We start from the raw sequence: 24,202 nt of genomic DNA, 5'->3' as shown, positions 1-24,202 counted from the left end.
GTCCGGCCCCCGGACGTGGTCAGTCCGTGGACTTCGGGGGGCGCCCGCGGCGGGGGAGGGGGCCGGGGCTGGAGGGGAGGCGGCCGGCCTCGGCGAGGGCGCGGCGGAGCAGGAACTCGATCTGGGCGTTCGCGCTGCGCAGTTCCTCGCCGGCCCAGCGGGCCAGCGCCTCGTACACCTGCGGATCGAGCCGCAGCAGCACCTGCTTGCGCGCCTGCCGGCCCGCCGGGCTCTGCTCGCCGCCGGGGGTCACTGGTAGAGGGTCCCCGTGTTGACCACCGGCTGGGCCGCGCGGTCACCGCAGAGGACGACCATCAGGTTCGAGACCATGGCCGCCTTGCGCTCCGGATCCAGGTCCACGACGTCCTGCTCCGCCAGCCGGGTCAGTGCCATCTCCACCATGCCCACCGCGCCCTCCACGATCTGCTTGCGGGCCGCCACGACGGCGCCCGCCTGCTGGCGCTGAAGCATCGCGGAGGCGATCTCCGGAGCGTACGCGAGATGCGTGAAGCGGGACTCGATGATGTGCACGCCGGCCGCCTCGACCCGGGCGTGGAGTTCGACCGCCAGCTTCTCGGTGATCTCCTCGGCGTTCCCGCGCAGCGACAGGCCGCCCTCGTCGTGCGCGTCGTAGGGGTACTCGATCGCGATGTGCCGGACCGCCGCCTCGGTCTGGGTCTCGACGAACTCCGTGAAGTCCTCCACCTCGAAGGTGGCCCGCGAGGTGTCCTCGACCCGCCACACGACGACCGCGGCGAGCTCGATCGGGTTGCCGTAGGCGTCGTTGACCTTCAGGACGGCCGTCTCGTGGTTGCGCACCCGGGTGGAGATCTTCTCGCGCGAGGTGAACGGGTTGACCCAGCGCAGTCCGTCGGTGCGGATCGTGCCCCGGTAGCGGCCGAACAGCTGCACGACGCGGGCCTCGCCCGGCGCCACCGTGTTCAGGCCGCTCATCGATATCACGGAGCCGATGATCGTGAGCACGCCGCCGGCGATGAGCGCCGCCTTGGCCGCGGCGGCCGTCGCCACCGCCCCCACCGCGATGAGGCCGCCGCCCGCCAACAGGCCTGCCAGGCCGAGGAGTAGAGCCAGACCGCCGCCCACGCTGCGCGCGGTGAACTCCCGTACCCCGTCCGGATTGGCGATGTGGTTCGTCATCTTTTGCCCCGTTTCTCTGGTCGCGGTCGCTCGGACCGCCTAGCAAATTGATATCACTTTTTTGCGTTGCGGCAACCCTTCGGCTTAGGTGAGCGTCGGTTCCAGTGATGTGGGTGCTGATTCTCACGTCCGAATTGACCGGTATTGGTCACGGTTGACCATCCTTTGTCACAGCCTGCGGTGTTAGCTTTCTGAGCTGACGTCGGGGGGGTAATCGAGCGGAGCGGGAGCGATGGGCCGAGCAGAAGTGCGGAAGGCGCAGCAGCGCGGTGCGGGGCGTGCGCCGAGCAGACGCGCCAACGGCGCGAAGGGCAAGGGCGGCGCCGGCAAGCGCAGCGGCATACGTCGCTTCTTCACGTGGAAGAAGATCCTCGGGACGATCCTCGGCGGGATCCTCCTCCTCATGGCCGCGGCGATCATCCTGTACTTCTCGGTGGACGAACCCACCGACCCCAACAAGCAGGCCACGCTCCAGAGCAACACCTACCGGTACTCCGACGGCTCGATCATGGCCCGCACCGGTGACACCAACCGCGAGATCGTGCCGATCGACAAGATCCCCGAAGACGTCCGCACCGCCTTCATCGCCATCGAGAACAAGTCGTTCTACAGCGACCGCGGCATCGACGTGATGGGCGTCGCCCGGGGCCTGTTCAACACGGCCACCGGCAAGGGCAAGGCCGGTGGCTCGACGATCACCCAGCAGTACGTCAAGAACTACTACCTGACGCAGGACCAGTCGGCGACCCGCAAGCTCCGCGAGCTGGTGATCTCCCTCAAGGTCGACCAGCGCATGGAGAAGGACGACGTCCTCGTCGGCTACCTGAACACGAACTTCTACGGCCGCAACGCGTACGGGATCCAGGCCGCGGCCCAGGCCTTCTACGGGGTCGACGTCGACAAACTCACGCTGGAGCAGGGCGCCTACCTCGCCGCCGTCATCCAGGCCCCCAGCCAGTACGACCTGGCGACGGCCGGACCGAACGGCACGCGGCTGGTCAACATCCGCTTCAACGCCGTCCTCGACAACATGGTCGAGATGGGCAAGCTGGACCCGGTCAAGCGCAAGACCATGACCCTCCCGCCGCCGATCAAGCCCAAGCCCCGCCCGGGCATGGACGGCCAGAAGGGCTACCTGGTCCAGGCCGCCAACGACGAGCTGAACAAGCAGAACATCACCGACGCCCAGATCGCGGCCGGCGGCTGGAGCATCACGCTCAACGTCGACAAGGCGAAGCAGGCGGCGCTGGAGAAGGCCGTCGACGACGAGCTGGAGTCCAAGCTCGACCGCAAGGACACCAAGGGCCGCCCCCAGGACCAGAGCGTCCAGGCCGGTGCGACCTCCGTGGACGCGAAGACCGGTGCGATCGTCGCCATGTACGGCGGCCAGGGCCTGACGGAGAAGTCCGAGAGCAACGCCCTGCGCAAGGACTACCAGCCGGGCTCGACCTTCAAGCCGGTCGTGCTCGCCTCCGCCCTGGAGAACGGGTCGAAGACGCAGGACGGCAAGCCGATCACGCCGAACTCGCTCTACGACGGCACCAGCAAGCGCCCGGTCGTCGGCAGCAAGATCCCGTTCAACCCGCAGAACCAGGACAACCTGAACTACGGAACCCCCCTGATGACGATCCAGGAGGCGACCGACCACTCGGTGAACTCCGTCTACGCGCAGATGATCGTGGACGTGAAGCCGCAGAACGCGAAGAAGACGGCCCTCGCCCTCGGCATGGTCGACCGCGACGGCTGGCCCGATGACAGGCCGGCCATGGCGCTCGGCACGATGACCGCGAGCACCGTGGAGATGGCCGGCGTCTACGCCGGCTTCGACAACCACGGCAAGAAGGTCACGCCGACGATCGTCAAGAGCGCCGAGCACAAGGAGCGCGAGTTCACGCCCCAGCAGGCCATCGGCAGCCAGGCCATCAGCCGCAAGACCGCCGACACCGTCACCAAGGTGCTCCAGGGCGTGGTCAACAACGAGGGCGGCTCGGGCAACAAGGTCAGGAGCCGCTCCTACGAGGCGGCCGGCAAGACCGGTACCAGTGAGTCGAACTTCTCCGCCTGGTTCACCGGGTACACGCCGGAGCTGGTGACCGTCGTCGCGATGTTCGGCGAGGAGCCGGGCACCCACACCCAGGTCACCCTGACCGGCACCGCCGGCCTGGGACGCGCGGGCGGTTCCAGCTTCCCCGCCTCGATCTGGAAGGCGTACACGACCGCCGCGCTCAAGGACGCGGACACCGGCGAGTTCGACGTGTCGGACGCGGACATGGGTCCCACGCAGGCGCCGTCCCGCAGCACCTCGCCGACGCCCACGACGAGCCCGTCCTCCAGCCCGCCGGCCTCCCCCAGCAGCCCGGCGCAGTCCCCGACGACGCCGGTGACCCCCAGCACGCAGCCCACGCCGACGAAGAGCGGCCCCACGCCGACCACGACGCCCACGACGACGCCGACCAAGACCGGCGGCCCCAAGCCGCCGGACCCGCCGCTGCTCGGCGGGAACGAGGGACGCTGACACACCGCCGCCCCGCAGCCTTCGGGCTGCGGGGCGGCGGTTTTTCGTGGGCGAGAAGGCGGCCGGTTCGCCGACCGTCACTGCCGGTCGTTCGCCCCCGGCAACGGGAGCTCGAACCAGACCACCTTTCCACTGCTCAGGCGGGTCGCACCCCAGCGGCGGGCCATCCGGTTGACCAGGAACAGGCCGCGGCCGCCCTCGTCGGTGTCCCGCGCCCGGCGCTGGCGGGGCAGCTGCGGGGAGTCGTCGCCGACCTCGCAGCGCAGGACGTCCGTACGCAGCAGGCGCAGGGTCACGGGCCGCTCCGCGTACCGGACGGCATTGGTGACCACCTCGCTCACCAGCAGCTCCAGCGAGTCGCTCAGCTCCTCCAGGCCCCAACGGGTCAGGGCGCGGCGGGCGAACCGCCGGGCCCGGCCCGGAGCGGTCTCCTCCGGGTCCAGGAACCAGTACGCGACGTCACTGGGCGCGATCCCGTCGAACCGGGCCGCGAGCAGCGCGATGTCGTCGTCCCGGTCACCCGGGCCGAGCATGTCCAGCACGTCGTCGCACAGGGCCTCCAGCGGCGGCGGGTGGTCCAGGCCGGTCAGCTGCGCGGTGGTGGCGAGGCGCTCGCGCAGCTGCTCGATGCCGGTCCACACGTCCCGCAGGCGCGACTCCACCAGACCGTCCGTGTAGAGCAGCAGGGTGGCCCCGGCGGGCGCGTCCAGCTCCACGGCCTCGAAGTCCACGCCGCCGACGCCGATGGGCGCGCCGGGCGGTACGCGCAGCACCTCGGCGCGGCCGCCCAGGTGCAGCAGCACCGGCGGCGGGTGGCCGGCGTTGGCGATGGTGATCCGGTGCGCGACCGGGTCGTAGACCGCGTACAGGCAGGTGGCCATGCGGTCGGAACCCAGGCGCTGCGCCTGCTCGTCCAGGTGGTGCAGGACCTCGGCGGGCGGCAGGTCCAGCTGCGCGAGGGTCTGCGCCGTGGTGCGGAGCTGGCCCATGATCGCGGCGGAGGTCATGGAGTGGCCCATGACGTCGCCGACGACGAGCGCGACCCGGCTGCCGGGCAGCGGTATGGCGTCGTACCAGTCGCCGCCGACCCGCGCCGTCTCGGCGGCGGGCAGGTAGCGCGAGGCCAGCCGCACGCCGGTGGGCTGCGGGAGGCTGTCGGGCAGCATGGTGCGCTGCAGCTCGTCGGCGATGTACGCCTCACGGCCGTACAGGACCGCCTTGTCGATGCCGAGCGCGGTGTGGGTGGCCAGTTGGGCGGCGACCAGGAGGTCGTTCTGCTCGAAGGCGGGACGCTCCGGGCTGCGCAGGAAGACGGCGGCGCCGATCACCCTGCGGCGGCCGCGCAGCGGCGCGAGGACGGCCCGGTTGCCGCGCGGCAGCGGATGGTCCACGCCGAGCAGCTCGGGCAGCGCGGCCCGGGCGGCTGCGGAGGACCCGAAGACGGGCCGTACGCCGCGCAGCACCTCGGCGAGCGCGCCGCCGGGCCGGATCTCGCACAGCTCGGCCGCGGGCAGGTCACCCTGCGGGCCGACCAGCGGCAACTGGCTGAAGTCGAGCTCGCCGGTGGCCCCCGCGGCCCCGGCGAGGTCCATCCCCGCGCCGATGGTGCTGCTGATGTCGGTCAGGTCGTCGATCGGCCGGAGCCGGTCGGTGCGCCGGAGCCTTAAAACGACCGGGCCGACGGGCCGCTCGTCGCCGACGGGCAGCGGATCGCGCAGGTAGACGAGGATGGCGTCGGAGAAGGTGGGCACGGTGGCCCGGCACAGGCCGAGCACGATCTCGTCGAGGTCGATGCCGCGGGCGATCCGCCGGGTGGCGGCGCCCACGAAACGCAGCCGGTCCCCCTCGCGGCGCGCGGCGGTGGCCTCTCCGGTGCCTGCGCCCGGTATGCCGGTCCCGCCGCCGTGGCGCTCGCCCCCGGCGCGGTATCCGCTGTTCTGCCCGGCGCTCCCGTCCCCACCGGGCGCGGCGTCGGCCCCCGTCGAGGCCGGCTGCCGGGCGCTCTCGACGCCCGCGGCGGCGGGTTCGAGGCCGTCACCGCGCGGGCGGGGCGGCTCGGCGGGATCGCCGAGGCCGGGGGTGGTGCCCGCGGCGTTGCGGGCGGCCGCGCCGTCCCGCGGCCGGACGCCGTCCTGGCCCTGGACCGGGTCCGAGGCGGTGGGACCACCGGACTCGCCCGGCGCGGCAGCCTTGCGCCGGGGCCGGGGGAGGCCTGCGGCCCCGCCCGCCGCGGAGCGGGCCGAGCGCGCCTCGGAAGCCGCCGCGGCCGCGCCGCCGCCCGGCTCCGCGACATGCCCGGCGCCGGCGCTCGGCGCATGCGTGCGTACGGCCTCGGCGGCGGCGATGGGCGCCTTGCCGTGGCCGGCCTCGTCCGTTCCTCCGCCGGAGGCGACGGGCTGCGGGCCCTCCTGGGAGGTGGGGTACTCCGTCACGCGTGGAATTCCGTCCGTTTGCGCTCGATGTGCGCTGCACTCAACTCGGTCAGTCGCGGTATACCCGCTCAGCGGCCCGGGCACCATCGCCCCGAGGTTCCTCTTTGCCTCTCGCCCCGCGCCGACCTCCCGTCAGCTTCCGCGTGCGGTACGACACTTGTGGATGCGCGGTCCGAACGCACCGGCCCGCGCGCGCGACCTCGCGGAGCACGATCCTACGTTTGAACCCCGGGGGCGCATCAAGGGTCTCATGAGGTCATATGCGCCGGGGTGCGGTCCCAGTCCTCCGGAAGGGCCGGAATTCTCCAGGCGGGATCCGGCCGCCAGTCCTGCCAGCCGGCGGAGAACGGAGTTCCCCATTCCTTGATCACCCCGACCGCCGCGCGCCCGGCGTGCCGGACCCGCAGCGCCTGCTCCCGGTCCATCAGACCGGACCGCTGCGCCTGCGCGAACTCGTCCTCGTCCAGCCACTTCCAGCTGCGGTCCGGGTAGACGGCGATGTCGAGGAAGTGGTCCACGGAATCCACCCCTCCGGCCCACCGCGACCGCGGCTCCTCCAGGTTCACGTACCAGTTCTTGAACCGCCAGCCGTGTCCCCAGAACAGCCACACCGACCACGGGTCCCCGGGCCGGGCCAGCTTCAGCACCCCGCCGCCGAACCAGCGCGACCGTACGGTCGTCCGCGGGGCGGTGTAGCGGGTGGCGAGCGGTTCCTCGTGGACGGGGGTGCCGTCGGCCAGCACCGGCTTGACGCACTCGGTGCCCGGGGCCATCCAGACGGCCAGCAGCTCGTCGGTGTCCTGAACCACCGTCACCGGGCGGCAGATGTGCACCGAACCCTTCAGGCCCGGGGCGTGGTCGCGGTAGCGCCAGAGGATCTGTTCCCCGGGCGCCCAGCGCGTGCCCTGCGCGGGATCCTGCGGCGCTTCCTGCGCGGAACCGCTCCCCGGCTTGAAGGTACCTGTCATGCGCAGATCTTAGGGCGGAGGCCCGCGCCCCCGCTGCGGTGCAGGTCACTGGGGGGTTCGCGGACGGGAATCGACCGGATCCGGCCCCTGCCCGGGGGCCGGATCCGGCCCCTCACGGATGCGTCATGCGCAGGACGTCGAGGGCCTCGTCGAGCTGCTCCAGGGTGAGGGCGCCGCGCTCCACGTAGCCGGACTCCAGGACGACCTCCCTGATCGTCTTCCGCTCGGCAAGGGACCTCTTGGCCACCTTGGCGGCCTCCTCGTAGCCGATGTAGCGGTTGAGCGGGGTCACCACGGAGGGCGAGGACTCGGCGTATTCCCTGGCCCGCGCCTCGTTGGCGGTGATCCCGTCGACGGTGCGGTCGGCCAGCAGGCGGCTCGCACTGCCGAGCAGCCTGATCGACTCGAGGAGGTTCCTGGCCATCACCGGGAGCATCACATTCAGCTCGAAGTTGCCGGCCGCGCCCGCCACCGCGACGGTGGCGTCGTTCCCCATCACCTGTGCGGCGACCATCAGGACGGCCTCCGGGACCACCGGATTGACCTTCCCGGGCATGATCGAGGAGCCCGGCTGGAGATCGGGCAGATTGATTTCGGCCAAACCGGTGCGCGGTCCGGACGCCATCCAGCGCAGGTCGTTGCAGATCTTGGTGAGCGAGACGGCGACCGTACGGAGCATCCCGGAGGTCTCCACCAGCGCGTCCCGCGCCCCCTGGGCCTCGAAGTGGTCGCGGGCCTCGGTCAGCGGCAGCCCGGTGGCGGCGGCCACCTCGGCGATCACGGCGGCGGAGAACCCGGGCGGGGTGTTGATGCCGGTGCCCACCGCGGTGCCGCCCAGCGGCAGCTCGGCGAGGCGGGGCAGGCAGGCGCGCAGCCGCTCGACGCCGTAGCGGATCTGGGCCGCGTACCCGCCGAACTCCTGGCCCAGGGTGACCGGGGTGGCGTCCATCAGGTGGGTCCGCCCGGCCTTGACCACCTGCGCGAACTCGGCGGCCTTGCGCTCCAGCGCGGCGGCGAGGTGCTCCAGGGCGGGGATCAGCTCGCCGGTGACGGCGGCGGTGGCGGCGATGTGGATGGACGACGGGAAGACGTCGTTGGAGCTCTGCGAGGCGTTGACGTGGTCGTTGGGGTGCACCTCCCGGCCGAGGCGCTCGGTGGCGAGGGTGGCGATCACCTCGTTGGTGTTCATGTTGGACGAGGTCCCGGAGCCGGTCTGGAAGACGTCCACGGGGAAGTGGTCGTCCCAGCGGCCGTCCGCGACCTCGGCGGCGGCGGTCCGGATCGCGTCGGCGACGTCCCGGTCCACCACGCCGAGCTTCGCGTTCACCTCGGCGGCGGCGGCCTTGATGCGCGCGAGCGCCTCGATGTGGGCGCGTTCCAGCCGCTGCCCGGACACGGGGAAGTTCTCCACCGCGCGCTGGGTCTGCGCGCGCCACTTGGCGTGCCGGGGCACCCGTACGTCGCCCATGGAGTCGTGCTCGATCCGGAACGCATCGGCCTGCTGATCTTCGGTCATTTTCCTGGCCTCCTCAAAAACTTGAGCAATTGTCTTGTTCGAAGTGTTCCCAACTCACTTACCGGCCAGTAAATACCGTGGGTAACACTGACATCCGGGGAGGCGTTCATGGCACGTGCACGTACGAAACCCATGCTCAGATCTACCTTCGCCGCCGTCGCGGCGATCGCGGCCGCCCTGGGGGGCGTCACCGCCATCACCCCCATGGCCCAGGCGGCGACCGCCGCCGGGGCCGTCACCCCCCTCTCGCCCGAGCTGGAGGCGATCCGCGCCGCGGAGGCCACCAGGATCTACGGCGACGCGGCCATCCGCCCGCTCAACGAGCGCAAGACCGGCCTGATCTCACTGGGCGACAGCGAGATATCGGGCGAGGGCGTGGGCAACTACGACCCGGCGACCAACACGCCGAACAACCAGTGCCACCGCTCGCCCGACTCGGCGATCCACCGCACCGGCATCCCGGCCGACCTCACCTTCAACGTCGCCTGCTCCGGCGGCTACACCGGCAACATCCGGATCGGCGGCAGCAAGCAGTACGCCGACGAGCTGGTGCAGAGCGACAACCTGGCCGTCAAGGCCCGCAACACGAAGATCAAGATGGTGCTGCTGGTCGCCGGCGCCAACGACGACCTGCAGTTCGGCCCGGTCATGACCGACTGCGTGACCCGCTGGGTGCTCAGCCAGGGCACCTGCGAGCCCAAGTACGCTCCCGGCTGGCAGGCGCGCGTCGACGGCCTCAAGCCCAAGGTGGAGGCCACCGTCGCGGACCTCAAGACGGTCATGCGCGACGCCGGTTACGCCGACTCCGACTACAAGCTCGTCGTGATGGGCTACCCCAGCCCCATCGGGCCCGACTTCCACGACAACCCGAACTTCCCCGGCAAGCTGCCCGGCGGCTGCGCCGGCTACGACTCCGACGCCACCTGGGGCCGCAACCACGCGGTGCCCACCTTCGAGAAGGGCATGCGCGCGGCGGCCCTCGCCTCCGGCGCCACCTACCTGGACAACTCGCGGCTCTTCCACGGGCACGAGGTGTGCATGGAGGACACCTGGGCCCGCGGGCTCTACCTGGACCTCGGGGACCACTTCCCGTGGGACGAGAACACCGCCCGCCAGTCCTTCCACCCCAACTACCGGGGCCACGGCGCCTTCGCGTCCTGTCTGACCCAGCTCTACAACTCGGGCCTGCGCGAGGCCTCCTGCGCCGACCCGGCGAGCACCGGGACGCCCGTCCTGCAGGCCGGGGCCTGGGACGACAAGTTCAAGCCCCTGAAGAACGAGGCCACCGGAAACTGCCTCGACTCCTTCGGCGGCTCCAGCGCCAACGAGACGAAGATCGTGGGCTGGGACTGCCACGGCGGCCGCAACCAGGGCTGGTGGTACGACGCCGCCCGCAAGTCCGTCCACATCGAACTGACCCAGGACCGCTGCCTCGACGCCCCCGGCGCCAACTACGGCTCCGGCACCGGCCTGATCATCTGGAACTGCCACGGCGGCGCGAACCAGCAGTTCGTCCGTGACGGCGCCACCCTCCGCCCCGCCGCCGCCCCGGGCATGTGCCTGACGGTGGCCGCCGCGCACGAGCCGCTGCGCCTGCAGAACTGCAACGGTTCCGCCAACCAGCGTTTCGTGTAACGCCCCGGATAAACGGAACCTCACGACCGCCCCGCACCCTCCGACCCCCACGCCCGGCCGGCGCACCCCGGCCGGGTGTATTCATGTGCGGCTTTAGCGTCGGCTTATGCGCGGCTTTAGCCATGGCCGAAAACGGACTCGTCGGTAACTTATCGGCGTGCCCATCCCGCATTCCGTGCATACGATCCTGCGGTTGTTGCGCTTTCGGGGGTCCGACCGTCCCCGAGGCGTGCCATTCAAGGGGGGATCGCTTTCATGAAGACGAAGTCCATGCGTGCCGCCGTCGCGGTGCTCGCGGCATCCGGGGCGCTGGTTCTCGCGCTGCCGTCCGCAGCCCAGGCGGGGCCCACCACCCGGTGCTACCCGGACATGGCCTGCCTGTACTACAACTCGAACCAGGCGGGCGCTCTGGCGCAGATGTACCACATCGAGAACTACCCGGCGTACCTGTTCACGGGGACGTTCAACCGCGGCACCGGGAACGGGGATACGGAGCTGCTCAAGAACAATGCCGCCTCGGCGGACAGCCGCTACACGAACCAGGCGGTTCGCGTTCATTTCAACAGCTGGTACAAGGGCCCCTACGACGTGGTCGAGCCCCAGACGAGGCGGAATCTCAACGCGACGTACAACAACAACGCGTCCTGGAACTACCACCCGAACGGCGTCTGAGAGCGATGGGAATGACGAGCGAAATGAACAAGAAGCGCACCCGTGTTTCCCTCCTCGCGTTGGCCGTGGCTTCCGGAGCCGTGATGGCGGGCTACGCCGCCTCCGCCGGTACGGACGCCGGCGCCACCGCCGGCGCCGACGCGACGGCGATCGCCGGTTCCGCCCAGGTCCGCACCCTGCCCATCGAGCAGTACCTGCCGACGCCGGCCGAGTTCGCGAAGCTGAGCCAGGCCGGCGGGCAGCTCCAGCAGAAGTGCATGCAGGGCCTCGGCTTCGCCTCCTTCCAGGCGCCCGAGCAGGCCCCGGCCGACCCGCGCGAGACCTTCACCGACCTGCGCTACGGCACCGTGGACGCCGCCCAGGCGGCCCGGTCCGGTTACAAGCCGGAGTTCGCGGCCTCCGCGCGCACGGCCAAGGCCGGCGGCGCGTCCGCGGCCGCAGCCGACGGCCCGGCCCCGTCCGGGGCGGTCGAGCCCGTGCTGAGCGACGCGGAGTGGCTCGCGATGACCGGCACCACCAAGGACGTCGGCGACACCGCCAAGGCCAGGCAGGCGGCGCCGAGCCAGGTCCAGGGCAAGGACCTCCCGCCGGGCGGCTGCATCGCCGAGTCCGCGCGCACCCTCACGGGCGGCGGCGAGAAGCTGTACGCGGACCTCGCCCAGGACATCAACGGCCAGTCCTACAAGGAGTCCCTCAAGGACCCCCGCGTCACCAAGGTCTTCGCGGCCTGGTCCGCCTGCATGAAGGGCAAGGGGTACTCCTACAAGGACCCGATGCAGGCCAACGACGACCCGAAGTTCGCCGTGCCGACGGTCTCCGCCGAGGAGATCGCCGTCGCCGGCGCGGACGTGGCCTGCAAGAACAAGACGAAGCTGGTCGACGTCTGGCACTCGGCCGAGGCGCAGATCCAGCAGAAGATGATCGACGCCAAGGCGAACGAGATGGGCCCGATCAAGAAGGCGAAGCAGACCGCCCTGGCCAACGTCCGGTAGGAGGCCGCCCGCCGGGACCTGCGCCGACCCGACCCGACCCGACCCGGCCCGGCTCCGCACCACGGAGCCGGGCCGCCCCGCTACCGCTACCCCGCTAGATCGCGTCCAGCTGTGCGCGCACCTCGCGCGGCCGGTTGGTGATCAGCGTGTCCACGCCGAGCCGCAGGCACAGCTCCACGTCCTCGGGCTCGTCCACGGTCCACACCCGCACCGACAGCCCCTTGGCCTTCAGCCGGGCCACCAGCCCCGGATCCCGGCGTACGAGGTCGATGCCCGGGCCCGCGTGCGTCGCGTACGGGGGGCGCATCGGGCGCAGCCGCCGCTCGATCAGGTAGACCGCGGGCAGGCCGGGCGCGAGCCGGTGCAACCGGGTCAGCGCGTTGCGGGAGAAGCTCATCACCTCGACCAGCCCGGCGGACCCGTCGGCCAGCCCGTACTCCCGGAGCATCCGCACCAGCTCGGCCTCCAGCCGGCCGCCCGCGCGGGTCGGGTGCTTGGTCTCGACGGCCAGCCCGACGGGCCGCGGCGCGGCCAGCGCCTCCCGGAGCAGGTCCTCGAAGAGCAGCACCCGGGCCCCGCGGTGCTCCTCGCCCTTCCACCCGCCGAAGTCGAGGGCGCGCAGCTCCTCGTACGTCATCTCGGAGACGACCCCCCGCCCGTCGGAGGTCCGCTCGACGCGGCGGTCGTGCACGCACACCAGCCGCTGGTCCGCGGTGAGCCGCACATCGCACTCCAGCGCGTCGGCCCCGTCGGCGATGGCCTGCCGGTACGCGGCGAGCGTGTGCTCGGGGTGCTCGTGGGAGGCCCCGCGATGGGCGACCACGCGGACGGCGCGATCGGTGGCGGGGAGCATGGACTGCCGGTTCATGGAACAGACGTTATCCGGATGCGTGGAACGCCCCGGTACCGCATCCTGCCCGGATGGCCGAACAGCAGATGTACCTGACCTTGCACTGCGAGCCGTGCGAGGACTGCGTCCAGGAGGAATGGCAGCTCATCCGGGACGGCGAGCTGCGCTGGGAGGGGTACGAGCACTGTCCGCGGTACGGGGCCTACGCCTGCGACGACGGCCGGGGCGTGCCTCCGCCGCGGATCCGGGAGCGCATCGTGGCCCGGGAGGGCACGGTCCACCTGCCGGTCGGCGGGCCCGACGGGGTGCCGATCGCGCTGCTGCGCCGGGTGTACGGGCTGAGCATCGCCGAGGTGGCCGCCGCGCGGAAGACGGGGTACCGGGCCACCCCCGTCGAGGCCCGGTACCTGTCGGGTCCGACGCCGTGACTACGGCTTCGGTTGCGGGGACAGCGGGGCGGGGGTGACCCGGAAGCCGCCCTTGGTGACCTCCGTGAAGGGGGCCGGGGCCATGCAGGTGCCCACCGTGCCCTCGGCGACCGTGCCGTCCGGCTTCACGTCGACGTTGGCGACGCCCCAGGAGAACCCGACGCGGTCCGGCTCGCCGCGCCGGCCCTCCTGGACGCTGATGCCGATCCGCTTGCCGTCCCAGCCGACGTTCGAGGTCGTGACCACGGCGGTGAGGGTGGCGGTCTTGCCGCCCGTGACCAGGCAGTCCACCTCCGCCTCGGCCGTGGCGGTGAAGCCGGTCTCCGTGTAGTGGTGGGAGATGGTCACCCGGCCCCGCGCGTCCGTCGGCAGGCCCTTCTCGCCGCCCGGCGCCGGGAACGGCCTGGTCCACGGGGTCGACTCGGCGTCGACGGTGAAGCGGATGTCGTCCTTGGCGGAGTAGGGGTACAGGATCGTTCCGCCCCCGTGCACGGAGGCGAGCTTCGCGGCGGCCGCCGCGGCCGGCGCGGCCTGGGCGGGGGCGGCCGGGGCCGGGGCCGCCGCGATCAGGGTGGCCGCGAGTGCGGCGGCGGTTCCGGCGAGGATGAGGGCGCGCTTGCGGTTCTTCATGGCGAACTCCCGTGTTCCAAGGGCTGTTTGGGTACGGGAACAGCCTCGCCGGGAGCCCGTGGGCCCGCCATCTGCCGATGGGCGGATATGACCGAGGGCCTCTCCCCCGAACGGGGGAGAGGCCCTCGGACCGTCGCGCTACAGACCCGGTCCGCGCACCGGGATGTGGGTGAACGTCGGCTCCGGCGCCGGGTTCTGGAAGAAGTCGTTGCCCTTGTCGTCGACCACGATGAAGGCCGGGAAGTTCTCCACCTCGATCTTCCAGACCGCCTCCATGCCGAGCTCCTCGTACTCCAGGACCTCGACCTTCTTGATGCAGTCCTGGGCCAGCCGCGCCGCCGGGCCGCCGATCGAGCCCAGGTAGAAGCCGCCGTGCGCACCGCACGCGTCCGTCACCTGCTGCGAGCGGTTGCCCTTGGCCAGCATGACCTTGGAGCCGCCCGCCGCCTGGAACTGCTCCACGTAGGAGTCCATGCGGCCGGCCGTGGTCGGGCCGAAGGAGCCGGAGGCGTAGCCCTCGGGGGTCTTCGCGGGGCCGGCGTAGTAGACCGGGTGGTCCTTCAGGTACTGCGGCATCGGCGCGCCCGAGTCCAGCAGCTCCTTGATCTTGGCGTGCGCGATGTCGCGCGCCACGACCAGCGGGCCGGTCAGGGACAGCCGGGTCTTCACCGGGTGCTTGGTCAGCGTCGCCAGGATGTCGTCCATCGGCTGGTTCAGGTCGATGGAGACCACGTCCGCGGACTCGGCCAGGTGCGCGTCGGTCGTGTCCGGCAGGAAGCGCGCCGGGTCCGTCTCCAGCTGCTCCAGGAAGACGCCCTCGGCGGTGATCTTCGCGGTCGCCTGGCGGTCGGCCGAGCAGGACACGGCGATCGCGACGGGCAGCGAGGCGCCGTGGCGCGGGAGGCGGACCACGCGGACGTCGTGGCAGAAGTACTTGCCGCCGAACTGCGCGCCGATGCCGATCTTCTGGGTGAGCTCGAAGACCTTCTCCTCCAGGCCGAGATCACGGAAGCCGTGGCCGGTGGCGGAGCCCTCGGTGGGCAGCTCGTCCAGGTAGTGCGCGGAGGCGTACTTCGCGGTCTTCAGCGCGTGCTCGGCGGAGGTGCCGCCGACCACGATCGCCAGGTGGTAGGGCGGGCAGGCCGCCGTACCGAGCGAGCGGATCTTCTCCTCCAGGAACTTCATCATGGAGGCCTCGTTGAGGACCGCCTTGGTCTCCTGGTAGAGGAAGGACTTGTTGGCCGAGCCGCCGCCCTTCGCCATGAAGAGGAACTTGTACGCGCCGCCGTCCGTCGCGTACAGCTCGATCTGCGCGGGCAGGTTCGAGCCGGTGTTCTTCTCCTCCCACATGGTGAGCGGGGCCATCTGCGAGTAGCGCAGGTTCAGGCGGGTGTACGCGTCGTAGATGCCGCGCGACAGCGCCGCCTCGTCGCCGCCCTCGGTCAGCACGTTCTGGCCGCGCTTGCCCATCACGATCGCCGTGCCCGTGTCCTGGCACATCGGCAGGACGCCGGCCGCCGCGATGTTCGCGTTCTTGAGGAGGTCGAGCGCGACGAACTTGTCGTTCGACGAGGCCTCCGGGTCGTCGATGATCCGGCGCAGCTGCGCGAGGTGCGCGGGGCGCAGGAAGTGCTGGATGTCGTGGATGGCCTCTTCGGCGAGCTTGCGCAGCGCCTCGGGCTCGACCTTGAGGAACGTACGGCCGTCCGCCTCGAAGGTGGACACGCCCTCGGCGGTCACCAGCCGGTACGGGGTGGTGTCCTCACCCAGGGGCAGCAGGTCGGTGTACGCAAACTCTGGCATGACGGCAGTCATTCCTCACTCGGCAGACGGCGCTGGCGACCAATTGGCAGCGCGGTTAACCAGCGTAGGACCTCTCGGGGGAGGTGTGTCTGTGAGGTAAGGCTCACCCAGCAGTATCGCGATCTATCGTGTCTCGCTATGCTGGGTCCGTGGACCTGGAAAAGCACCCCGCCGCCCCCGCAGCCGCAGCCTCTCCCGCCGAGCTGCGCGCCTCCGACGCCGACCGGGACCGGATCGCGCAGATCCTCGGCGATGCCGTCGCCGAAGGCCGGCTGACCTCCGACGAGCACTCCGAGCGCCTGGACTCGCTGTACGCCCTCAAGACGGTCGGCGAGCTGGAAGCCCTCGTACGGGATCTGCCCGCACCCGGCGGCTCCCATGCCCCGTTCGCGCAGGCGGCCCCCACGCCGCCGGCCGGCGCCGCCGGGCCCGCCGAGACGATCGTCGCCGTGTGCAGCAGCTCCGCCCGCAAGGGCCGCTGGCGGCCGGGCGCGCACACCCGCGCGGTCTCGGTGATGGGCGACATCACCCTCGACCTCACCGAAGCCGTCTTCGAACAGCAGGTCACCGAGATCAACGTGACGTGCGTCCTCGGCAACGTCGAGGTCCTGGTCCCGGAGAACGTCACCCTGCGCGGCTACGGCAGCGGGGTCCTCGGCAACTTCGAGGTGCGCGGCGAGGGCCGCGGGGAGAGCGACCCGCAGGCACCGGTGGTGATCGTCCGCGGATTCGCCCTGCTCGGCAACATCGAGGCGCGGCCCAAACTGGGTGCCCGCCTGATCGATCTGGCCCGCAAACTGCGTCAGCGCCTGGACGGCTGAAAGCCGCTCACGGCGGAGGGTCGCGTTTCGGACGAACCCCCGGCGCCCGGTGGCACCCGGTGCATAGGGGCGCGTGCAGCGGGTAGGGACAGGTGCATCGTCTCTCGCTCGCGTACCCGTCGTCAGGAGTAGACCGTGCCGCATCCGCCGCATCAGTCCCTGAAGGTTGCCGCCGTGCCGAACCCGCGGGTGCCGGCGAGGGCTGAGGACGGCCCATGGCACGCGGAGGCGGTGTGCCGCCGGGACGAGGCGGGACTGTTCTTCGCGCCCTCCAAGGAACCCACGGCCGCCCGGCTCTCCCGCGAGGAGGCCGCCAAGCGCGTCTGCGCCCGCTGCCCGGTCATGGTCGCCTGCCGGGAGCACGCACTCCTCCAGCCCGAGCCGTACGGGGTCTGGGGCGGCCTCACCGCCGCCGAACGCCGGGTCGTCCTGGCCCGCATGCGCCGCAGGTCGGCCGAGCTGCGCCAGGCCCCGGCAGCCGGACCCGTCGCGGCCGCGGGCTAGGTCGTCTGGCAGTCCCGGGCGCGCGCAGCCCCGTACGGGCCGCTCGCGCACAGCGAGAGGGGCGGTCACCGCCGCACACGGTGACCGCCCCTCTCGCTGTGGACGCGCGCTGCCGTTCCGCTGCGCCGTCCTGCTGCGCCGTCCTACTGGGCGCGGTCGAAGTCGATCGCGCTGTAGGCGCGCAGCTTCGACAGGCGGTGCGTGGAGTCGATCTGCCGGATCGTGCCCGACTTCGAGCGCATGACCAGCGAGGACGTCGTCGCGGTCTCCGAGCGGTAGTGGACGCCGCGCAGCAGCTCGCCGTCCGTGATGCCGGTGGCGACGAAGAAGACGTTCTCGCCGGACACCAGGTCGTTGGTGTGCAGGACCCGGTCCAGGTCGTGGCCCGCGTCGATGGCCTTCTGGCGCTCGGCCTCGTCCTTCGGCCACAGCTTGCCCTGGATGGTGCCGCCCATGCACTTGATCGCGCAGGCCGAGATGATGCCCTCGGGGGTGCCGCCGATGCCGACGAGCAGGTCGATGCCGCTGTCCTCCGTGACGGCCAGGACCGAGCCGGCGACATCGCCGTCGGAGATGAACTTGATGCGGGCGCCGGTCTCGCGGATCTCCTTGACCATGCCCTCGTGGCGGGGGCGGTCGAGGATGATCACGGTGACGTCCTCCACGGCCATGTTCTTGGCCTTGGCGACGCGGCGGATGTTGACGGAGACCGGGGCGTTGATGTCGACGAAGTCGGCGGCCTCGGGGCCGACGACCAGCTTCTCCATGTAGAAGACCGCGGACGGGTCGAACATGGTGCCGCGGTCGGCGGCGGCCAGCACGGCGATGGCGTTCGGCATGCCCTTGGCGTTCAGGGTGGTGCCGTCGATCGGGTCCACGGCGATGTCGACCTCGGCACCGGTGCCGTCGCCGACGCGCTCGCCGTTGAAGAGCATCGGCGCTTCGTCCTTCTCGCCCTCGCCGATGACGACGACGCCGTTCATCGAGACGGTGGAGATCAGGGTCCGCATCGCGTTGACCGCGGCGCCGTCGGCGCCGAGCTTGTCGCCGCGCCCGACCCAACGGCCCGCGGCCATGGCGGCGGCCTCGGTGACCCGGACGAGTTCCAGGGCGAGGTTGCGGTCGGGGGCCTCCGGAGAGACTTCGAGCTGGGGCGGCAGGTTGTGCTCGGTCATCGGAGCGCACCTTTCTGTACGGCGACGGCCGGGAAGTGAGGGTGCTGGAACTCTATCGGTACGTCGACATATTGAGCAGGGCGGGTCACGTATGAGCGGAATATCGGTCAGTCGTTTGGCCTGAGCGGACATCTTGCGGTTCCCCGGTGGAATCTCAAGCGTCCGTCGCCCGGCGCGCCCGCGCGACCCCGGCGGTGATCGCCCCCTCGCGATGCGGGACGATGGTGCCGTGGCAGGTATGAAAGGCAAGCAGACGGTCTGGGACATGGTCCGGTCGCTGAGCGTGATCGGCATCGTCGTCGCCGGGATCTACCTCTTCGTCCCGCATGACGACGAGGCCGACCCGACGCACGCGGTCGACTACCGGGTGGAGACGATCACGGCCCGGCGCGCGGCCCCGTATCCGGTGGCGGCTCCCGTCGGGCTCCCGGAGCAGTGGCGGGCGACCTCGGTGACGTACGAGCGCAAGAACTCCAACGCCTGGCACCTGGGCTTCCTCGACCCGGAGCGGCAGTACGTGGCGGTGGAGCAGTCCTCGGACACCTCGCCGAAGTACCTCGCCCGGGTGACCCAGCAGGCGACGGCCACGGGCCAGACGCAGCAGGTCGGCGACACGGCCTGGGAGCGGTGGGACGGCGAGAAGTACGACGCGCTGGTCCGGCGGGAGCAGGGCCATGTCACGGTGGTGACGGGCACGGCCTCGTTCGAACAGCTGGGCGCGATGGCGGCGACCTTGGAGTTCAAGCAGGGCGCGTAGCCCCTTGGCTGCGCCGCTCGGGCGGGGCTTCGGGGCGCTGGCTGTGTCGGAGTCGGGCCGAGGTGGGGGCCGGTTGTGCCGGGGCCGGGCGCGCGCCGGGGCGTCTCCTCGGGCGTCGAACGTGGCGAGGGGTCGGAGCCTGCGGCAGTAGTGCGTTCGGCGCCCTGCGGGGATCACCCCGACACACACCCGACCCCGGCCCAACCGGCCCGGCTGCGCCGATCCTTCAGCCCTGCCGCACCGACTCCCGCCGGGCTGCACCATTCGGCTTCGCCGCACACATTCAGCCTCGGCCGCACAAATTCAGCCTCGCCGGCGTTTGAGGCGCGGGGTCCGGGGCGGAGCCCCGATCTTTGAGTCGCACCAGCGAGCTGTGCCGCACAAATTCAGCCCCTCCGGCGTTTGAGGAGCGGGGTGCGGGGCGGAGCCCCGGTCTTTGAGCCGCGCCGGTCACACGGCCTGCGCCGCGCGAACCGGCCCCGGCCGAGGCGGCACAGCCGAAGGGCCGTACCCCGGGGGGTACGGCCCTTCGTGCGTGCCACGGGCGGCCTCAGACGGTCGTGACGACCTCGTCGAACGCCAGCCGCGGAGAGCGCGCGAACGCCGCGTCCTCGCCCGGCTTGCCGATGTTGACGACCATCAGCGGGGTGTGGTCGGCATCCAGGAACTCCTTCTGGATGCCACCGAAGTCCGCGCCGGTCATCGGGCCCGCGGCCAGACCGGCGGCGCGCACGCCGACGATGAAGTACGCGGCCTGCAGGGCGGCGTTCAGCAGCGCGGACTGCTCGCGCACCGGGCGCTCGGCGAAGAAGAGGTCCTTGGCCTGCGGGAAGTGCGGCAGCAGCTGCGGGAGCTCCTCGTGGAACTCGTTGTCCGCGGAGAGGATCGCGACCAGCGGCGCGGTGGCGGTCTTCGCCGCGTTGCCCTCGGCCATGTGCTTCACGAGGCGCTCGCGGGCCTCGGGGGAGCGGACCAGGGTGATGCGCAGCGGCGTCTGGTTGAACGCGGTGGGGCCGAACTTCACCAGGTCGTAGATCGCCTGGACCTGCTCCTCGGTGACCGGCTCGTCCGAGAACGAGTTGGCCGTGCGGGCCTCGCGGAACAGCAGGTCCTGCGCGGCGGAGTCAAGAACGAGAGACATCGGAAAGCCTTCTTCCATACGGAGGTGAAGCGATGTCCCCGACTCTACGGTCGAAGTAGATGAACTTTCAACTAAATGGCCCCGATGGTGATCGGGATCACTCCTCCTCGGCCGGCTCGCGCGCCGCCAGCGCCGAGTCCAGCCGGGCCCGGGCGCCCTCCAGCCAGTGCCGGCAGACCTTCGCCAGCTCCTCGCCGCGCTCCCAGAGCGCCAGCGAGTCCTCCAGCGAGGTCCCGCCCGCCTCCAGCTTGCGGACGACCTCGATGAGCTCGTCGCGGGCCTGCTCGTATCCCAGCGCCGTCTCGGCCTCTGCCATTCCCTTTTCCACCCTATGTGTGTAGTGCAACCAGTTGATTGCGGCCGTGTGTCGTGTTTCCCGCTACTCGGGCGGGGCGACCCGTACGGAGAAGGTGCCCTCCGCCACCCGCGCGCGCAGCACCTCGTCCGCCGCGAGGTCCTGCGGCGAGCGCACCACATGGCCGTCGGCCCGCTGCAGTACGGCGTACCCGCGCTCCAGGGTCGCGGCCGGGGAAAGCGCCACCACCCGGGCGAGGGTGTGGGCGAGCTCCGAGTCGGCCCGGTCCAGCAGGTGCCCGAGCGTGCGCCGGCCGCGTGCCAGCAGTGCGTCCAGCTCGTCCTCCCGGATCTCCACCATCCGCTGCGGGTGGACGAAGACCGGCCGGGCGAGGGCGTGCGCGAGCCCCCGCTCCTCCCGGTCCAGCAGCCCGGTCACCGCGCGCAGCCCCCGGCCCTGCAGCTGGCGTACGCGCTCCAGCTCCTCGCCCACGTCCGGGACCACCTTCTTCGCCGCGTCCGTGGGCGTGGAGGCCCGTACGTCCGCGACCAGGTCCAGCAGCGGGGAGTCCGGCTCGTGGCCGATCGCCGAGACCACGGGCGTGCGGGCCGCCGCGACCGCGCGCACGACCTCCTCGTCGGAGAAGGGCAGCAGGTCCTCCACGCTGCCGCCGCCGCGCGCCACGATGATCACGTCGACCTCGTCCAGGGCGTCGAGCTCCTTGACCGCCTGGACCACCTGCGGCACCGCGTGCACGCCCTGGACGGCCACGTTGCGCACCTCGAAGCGGACCGCCGGCCACCGGCGGCGGGCGTTCTCCAGTACGTCGCGCTCGGCGGCCGAGGCCCGCCCGACCACCAGCCCGATCAGCTGCGGCAGGAACGGCAGCGGTTTCTTGCGCTCCAGTGCGAAGAGCCCCTCGGCGGCGAGGGACCGCTTGAGCTTCTCCAGCCGGGCGAGCAGTTCGCCGATGCCGACGGGCCGTATTTCCGTGGCCCGCAGGGACAGCTGCCCGCGCGGGGCGTACCACTCGGGCTTGGCCAGCAGGACGACCCGCGCGCCCTCCGAGACCACGTCCGCGACCTCGTCGAAGACCTGGCGGAAGCAGGTCACGCTGACGGAGATGTCGTGCGAGGGGTCGCGCAGCGTCAGGAAGACCACCCCCGCCCCCGGCCGCCGCGAGAGCTGCGTGATCTGCCCCTCCACCCACACCTGACCGAGCCGCTCGATCCAGCCCCCGATGAGCCGGGACACCTGGCCTACCGGCAGCGGCGCCTCGGCCGACGTATTCAGACCCATGCACGCAGGCTAACGGGCTCCGCTGACAGCGTCTCAGGCTCCGGGGCGGGTGTCGGGGCCCGGCGCCCCGGAATCCGCGGGTCCGCCCGCTGCGCGCGAGCCGTCCGGTGCGCCGGGCCCGACCGGTCCGTCGGGTGCGTCAGGTCCGGCCGGGCCGCCGCGTCGGCCGCGCTGGGCGAGGAGTACGCACAGGCCCACCGCCAGCCACACCGCGCCCACCACCTGCGCCGTCCAGGAGGCCTCCACGATCACCGCTACGGTCACCGCCGCGCCGAGCACCGGCATCACCAGGTGCTTCCACCACACCGGCGGGCCCTCCCGCCGCTTCACCACGAACCACCCCACCACCGACGCGTGCAGCAGGGTGAAGGCCACCAGCGCCCCGACGTCCACGACGGACACCAGGTGGTCCAGCCCGTCGTCGCGCCGGGCCGCCCACACGGCGGCGACCAGCGTGACGGTGGCCGCCACCAGCAGGGCGAGCCGCGGGGTGCCGTCCGAGGTCCGCGCGAGCACCCGGGGCAGCCGCCGCTCCCGGGCCATCGCGAACACCAGCCGCCCGGCCGCCGCCTGCCCCGCCAGCGCCGCGAAGGCCGCCCCGATCGCCTTGCTGGCCGCCACCAGGTCGTGCAGCCAGGTGCCGACCGAGGACTCCACCGCGTTGTAGAAGGCCGGGCCCTGCTGTCCGGGATCGGCCGCGAGCTCCGCCGCGGAGACGGGCATGAGCAGCGCCGCCAGATAGCTCTGCGCGAGGAACAGCAGCCCGGCCAGCGCCAGGCAGAAGAGCACCGCCCGCGCCACGCGCTCCGAGCCCCCCGTCACCTCCTCGGCGAAGGAGACGATCGCGTCGAAGCCGAGGTAGGACAGGACCGCCACCGACACCGCGCCCAGCACCGCGGCCGTGCTGAAGCCGAGCGAGCCGTCACCGGTCAGCGGGGACAGCCAGCCGCGCCGCGCCGCGCCCTGCGCCAGTACGGTCACCGCGGCGACCAGGAAGACGAGCAGGACGAGGATCTCCAGGGCCAGCACGGCGAAGCCCACGCGCGCGGCCGCCCGTACGCCCCACAGGTTGAGCAGGGTGGTGACCACGACGGCCAGGGCCGTCCACACCCACCGGGAGACCTCCGGCACCAGCGCGTTCATCGCGATCCCCGAGAAGAGGTACGCGACCGCCGGGATCAGCAGGTAGTCGAGCATCGCCATCCACCCGGCGATCAGCCCCGGCCCCTCGCCCAGGCCCTTGCGGGCGTAGGTGAAGACCGAGCCGGCCTGCGGGGCCACCCGCACCATCTGGGCGTACGAGAAGGCCGTGAAGGCCATCGCGACGGTCGCGGCGAGGTAGACGAGGGCGACGGCGCCGTGCGACTTGGCGTCCAGGGTGCCGAACACCCCGACGGGGGCCATCGGGGCGATGAAGAGCAGCCCGTAGACGACCAGGTCCCGGAAGCCGAGGCTCCGCCGCAGCGGGCCGCCGGGGGCCCGCTCCGGTACCGGTGCCGCCGTACTGGGATCCGTACCCGACACCATCGGCCCTCCGGGGGACGCCGTGAACACGCTTGCGATCAAGTGTGGGGCGGACGGGGGACGAACGGCCTGCTGGGGACCCCCGTACGATGGAGGGCATGACTGCTGCCGCTTCCCGCCGTGTCCTGCTCGCCGCCCCGCGCGGCTACTGCGCGGGCGTCGACCGAGCCGTGATCGCTGTCGAGAAGGCTCTCGAGCAGTACGGCGCGCCGGTCTACGTCCGCCACGAGATCGTGCACAACAAGTACGTCGTCCAGACGCTGGAGAAGAAGGGCGCCATCTTCGTCGAGCGGACGGAGGAGGTGCCCGAGGGCTCCATCGTGATGTTCTCCGCGCACGGCGTGGCCCCGGTGGTGCACGAGGAGGCGGCGCGCGGCAAGCTCGCGACGATCGACGCCACCTGCCCGCTGGTCACCAAGGTGCACAAGGAAGCCATCCGGTACGCGAACGAGGACTTCGACATCCTCCTCATCGGCCACGAGGGCCACGAGGAGGTCATCGGCACCTCCGGCGAGGCCCCGGACCACATCACGATCGTCGACGGCCCGGACGACGTGGCCAACGTCGAGGTGCGCGACGAGTCGAAGGTCGTCTGGCTGTCGCAGACCACCCTCTCGGTCGACGAGACGATGGAGACGGTCGACGCGCTGAAGACCAAGTTCCCGCTGCTCGTCTCGCCGCCCAGCGACGACATCTGCTACGCCACCTCGAACCGGCAGGCCGCCGTCAAGGTGATGGGCGCCGACTCCGACCTGGTCATCGTGGTCGGCTCGAAGAACTCCTCGAACTCCATCCGGCTGGTCGAGGTCGCCCTCGACGCGGGCGCGGGCGCCGCGTACCTCGTCGACTTCGCGAGCGAGATCGACGAGGCCTGGCTGGAGGGCGTCACCACCGTCGGCCTCACCTCGGGCGCCTCGGTGCCGGAGGTCCTGGTCGAGGAGGTCCTGGAGTGGCTGGCGGCGCGCGGTTACGAGGACGTGGAGATCGTCAAGACCGCCGAGGAGTCGATCGTCTTCTCGCTGCCGAAGGAACTGCGCCGCGACCTGCGCGCCGAGGCTGCCGAACTGGTCGCCGACAAGTAACTCCT

Annotated in this window: 22 protein-coding genes; 9 read left to right on the top strand and 13 right to left on the bottom strand. The window is 71.6% G+C overall.

Annotated elements, in window-relative coordinates:
* Positions 1 to 19: 19 nt before the first annotated feature.
* Together ACFYZ4_RS21835 and ACFYZ4_RS21830 are read right to left on the bottom strand one after the other, a co-directional pair.
* Positions 20 to 253: a hypothetical protein gene (locus tag ACFYZ4_RS21835; protein ID WP_351299112.1), complete on the bottom strand. Its 234-nt coding sequence runs from the start codon at positions 251 to 253 to the stop codon at positions 20 to 22.
* Entirely contained in the window at positions 250 to 1,158 is a 909-nt protein-coding gene (locus ACFYZ4_RS21830; RefSeq protein ID WP_390784596.1) for an SPFH domain-containing protein, read from the bottom strand. Before ACFYZ4_RS21830 ends, ACFYZ4_RS21835 begins: the two co-directional genes overlap by 4 nt.
* A gap of 232 nt (positions 1,159 to 1,390) precedes the next feature.
* Here ACFYZ4_RS21830 and ACFYZ4_RS21825 point away from each other — a divergent pair, with 232 nt between their 5' ends.
* The gene (locus ACFYZ4_RS21825) at positions 1,391 to 3,673 is read left to right on the top strand and encodes a transglycosylase domain-containing protein (RefSeq protein WP_351299118.1); all 2,283 of its coding nucleotides are present in this window, start codon (positions 1,391 to 1,393) and stop codon (positions 3,671 to 3,673) included.
* Between the two features lie 77 nt (positions 3,674 to 3,750).
* On the opposite strand, the gene ACFYZ4_RS21820 is transcribed toward ACFYZ4_RS21825, so the two are convergent.
* The 3 genes from ACFYZ4_RS21820 to ACFYZ4_RS21810 form a co-directional block, all read right to left on the bottom strand.
* Positions 3,751 to 6,105 carry a SpoIIE family protein phosphatase gene (locus ACFYZ4_RS21820; RefSeq protein ID WP_390784595.1) on the bottom strand — a complete coding sequence of 785 codons (2,355 nt, stop codon included), beginning with the start codon at positions 6,103 to 6,105 and terminating at the stop codon, positions 3,751 to 3,753.
* A 248-nt stretch (positions 6,106 to 6,353) separates the two neighbouring features.
* The gene (locus ACFYZ4_RS21815) at positions 6,354 to 7,073 is read right to left on the bottom strand and encodes a DUF402 domain-containing protein (protein WP_351299124.1); all 720 of its coding nucleotides are present in this window, start codon (positions 7,071 to 7,073) and stop codon (positions 6,354 to 6,356) included.
* A gap of 112 nt (positions 7,074 to 7,185) precedes the next feature.
* Positions 7,186 to 8,589 (bottom strand): class II fumarate hydratase, encoded by a 1,404-nt coding sequence (locus tag ACFYZ4_RS21810; protein WP_390784594.1) that lies wholly within the window; start codon positions 8,587 to 8,589, stop codon positions 7,186 to 7,188.
* A 108-nt stretch (positions 8,590 to 8,697) separates the two neighbouring features.
* On the opposite strand from ACFYZ4_RS21810, the gene ACFYZ4_RS21805 reads away from it, so the two are divergent.
* From ACFYZ4_RS21805 to ACFYZ4_RS21795, 3 genes are all read left to right on the top strand, one after another.
* A complete protein-coding gene (locus tag ACFYZ4_RS21805) occupies positions 8,698 to 10,224 on the top strand; it encodes a ricin-type beta-trefoil lectin domain protein (protein WP_390784593.1) in 1,527 nt (508 codons plus the stop codon).
* A 255-nt stretch (positions 10,225 to 10,479) separates the two neighbouring features.
* Positions 10,480 to 10,896, top strand: coding sequence for a hypothetical protein (locus tag ACFYZ4_RS21800; RefSeq protein ID WP_351299132.1), 417 nt, complete (start codon positions 10,480 to 10,482; stop codon positions 10,894 to 10,896).
* A 23-nt stretch (positions 10,897 to 10,919) separates the two neighbouring features.
* Positions 10,920 to 11,888: a hypothetical protein gene (locus ACFYZ4_RS21795; protein WP_390784592.1), complete on the top strand. Its 969-nt coding sequence runs from the start codon at positions 10,920 to 10,922 to the stop codon at positions 11,886 to 11,888.
* Positions 11,889 to 11,982: 94 nt separating this feature from the next.
* Here ACFYZ4_RS21795 and ACFYZ4_RS21790 read toward each other — a convergent pair whose 3' ends face one another.
* On the bottom strand, positions 11,983 to 12,756 hold the full coding sequence (locus tag ACFYZ4_RS21790; protein ID WP_351299138.1) for a glycerophosphodiester phosphodiesterase family protein: 774 nt from the start codon (positions 12,754 to 12,756) through the stop codon (positions 11,983 to 11,985).
* A 53-nt stretch (positions 12,757 to 12,809) separates the two neighbouring features.
* On the opposite strand from ACFYZ4_RS21790, the gene ACFYZ4_RS21785 reads away from it, so the two are divergent.
* Positions 12,810 to 13,166 carry a hypothetical protein gene (locus ACFYZ4_RS21785; protein ID WP_351299141.1) on the top strand — a complete coding sequence of 119 codons (357 nt, stop codon included), beginning with the start codon at positions 12,810 to 12,812 and terminating at the stop codon, positions 13,164 to 13,166.
* On the opposite strand, the gene ACFYZ4_RS21780 is transcribed toward ACFYZ4_RS21785, so the two are convergent.
* A complete protein-coding gene (locus ACFYZ4_RS21780) occupies positions 13,167 to 13,796 on the bottom strand; it encodes a hypothetical protein (RefSeq protein WP_351299144.1) in 630 nt (209 codons plus the stop codon).
* Positions 13,797 to 13,934: 138 nt separating this feature from the next.
* Complete coding sequence (locus ACFYZ4_RS21775; RefSeq protein ID WP_384347030.1) at positions 13,935 to 15,599, bottom strand: fumarate hydratase; 1,665 nt, start codon at positions 15,597 to 15,599, stop codon at positions 13,935 to 13,937.
* A gap of 149 nt (positions 15,600 to 15,748) precedes the next feature.
* Here ACFYZ4_RS21775 and ACFYZ4_RS21770 point away from each other — a divergent pair, with 149 nt between their 5' ends.
* Both ACFYZ4_RS21770 and ACFYZ4_RS21765 read left to right on the top strand, forming a co-directional pair.
* Positions 15,749 to 16,420, top strand: coding sequence for a DUF1707 domain-containing protein (locus ACFYZ4_RS21770; protein ID WP_351583968.1), 672 nt, complete (start codon positions 15,749 to 15,751; stop codon positions 16,418 to 16,420).
* A gap of 135 nt (positions 16,421 to 16,555) precedes the next feature.
* The gene (locus ACFYZ4_RS21765) at positions 16,556 to 16,924 is read left to right on the top strand and encodes a WhiB family transcriptional regulator (protein WP_351299153.1); all 369 of its coding nucleotides are present in this window, start codon (positions 16,556 to 16,558) and stop codon (positions 16,922 to 16,924) included.
* A gap of 143 nt (positions 16,925 to 17,067) precedes the next feature.
* Here ACFYZ4_RS21765 and glpX read toward each other — a convergent pair whose 3' ends face one another.
* Positions 17,068 to 18,099, bottom strand: coding sequence for a class II fructose-bisphosphatase (gene glpX, locus ACFYZ4_RS21760; protein WP_351299156.1), 1,032 nt, complete (start codon positions 18,097 to 18,099; stop codon positions 17,068 to 17,070).
* A 238-nt stretch (positions 18,100 to 18,337) separates the two neighbouring features.
* On the opposite strand from glpX, the gene ACFYZ4_RS21755 reads away from it, so the two are divergent.
* Positions 18,338 to 18,856: a DUF4245 domain-containing protein gene (locus ACFYZ4_RS21755; RefSeq protein ID WP_390784649.1), complete on the top strand. Its 519-nt coding sequence runs from the start codon at positions 18,338 to 18,340 to the stop codon at positions 18,854 to 18,856.
* A gap of 550 nt (positions 18,857 to 19,406) precedes the next feature.
* Here ACFYZ4_RS21755 and ACFYZ4_RS21750 read toward each other — a convergent pair.
* From ACFYZ4_RS21750 to ACFYZ4_RS21735, 4 genes are all read right to left on the bottom strand, one after another.
* Entirely contained in the window at positions 19,407 to 19,997 is a 591-nt protein-coding gene (locus tag ACFYZ4_RS21750; RefSeq protein ID WP_384347025.1) for a malonic semialdehyde reductase, read from the bottom strand.
* 97 nt (positions 19,998 to 20,094) lie between these two features.
* Complete coding sequence (locus ACFYZ4_RS21745) at positions 20,095 to 20,313, bottom strand: exodeoxyribonuclease VII small subunit (RefSeq protein WP_319723379.1); 219 nt, start codon at positions 20,311 to 20,313, stop codon at positions 20,095 to 20,097.
* A gap of 63 nt (positions 20,314 to 20,376) precedes the next feature.
* Entirely contained in the window at positions 20,377 to 21,591 is a 1,215-nt protein-coding gene (gene xseA, locus ACFYZ4_RS21740) for an exodeoxyribonuclease VII large subunit (protein ID WP_351297233.1), read from the bottom strand.
* A 33-nt stretch (positions 21,592 to 21,624) separates the two neighbouring features.
* Positions 21,625 to 23,118, bottom strand: a complete 1,494-nt coding sequence (locus ACFYZ4_RS21735; protein WP_390784591.1) for an amino acid permease — start codon at positions 23,116 to 23,118, stop codon at positions 21,625 to 21,627.
* A gap of 86 nt (positions 23,119 to 23,204) precedes the next feature.
* Here ACFYZ4_RS21735 and ACFYZ4_RS21730 point away from each other — a divergent pair, with 86 nt between their 5' ends.
* Positions 23,205 to 24,197, top strand: coding sequence for a 4-hydroxy-3-methylbut-2-enyl diphosphate reductase (locus ACFYZ4_RS21730; protein WP_351297230.1), 993 nt, complete (start codon positions 23,205 to 23,207; stop codon positions 24,195 to 24,197).
* Positions 24,198 to 24,202 lie beyond the last annotated feature (5 nt).

Source organism: Streptomyces sp. NPDC001513 (assembly GCF_042894695.1).
Lineage (GTDB): Bacteria > Actinomycetota > Actinomycetes > Streptomycetales > Streptomycetaceae > Streptomyces.
The sequence above is the reverse complement of the archived record's forward strand: the minus strand, read 5'-3'. Positions and strand labels throughout refer to the sequence as shown.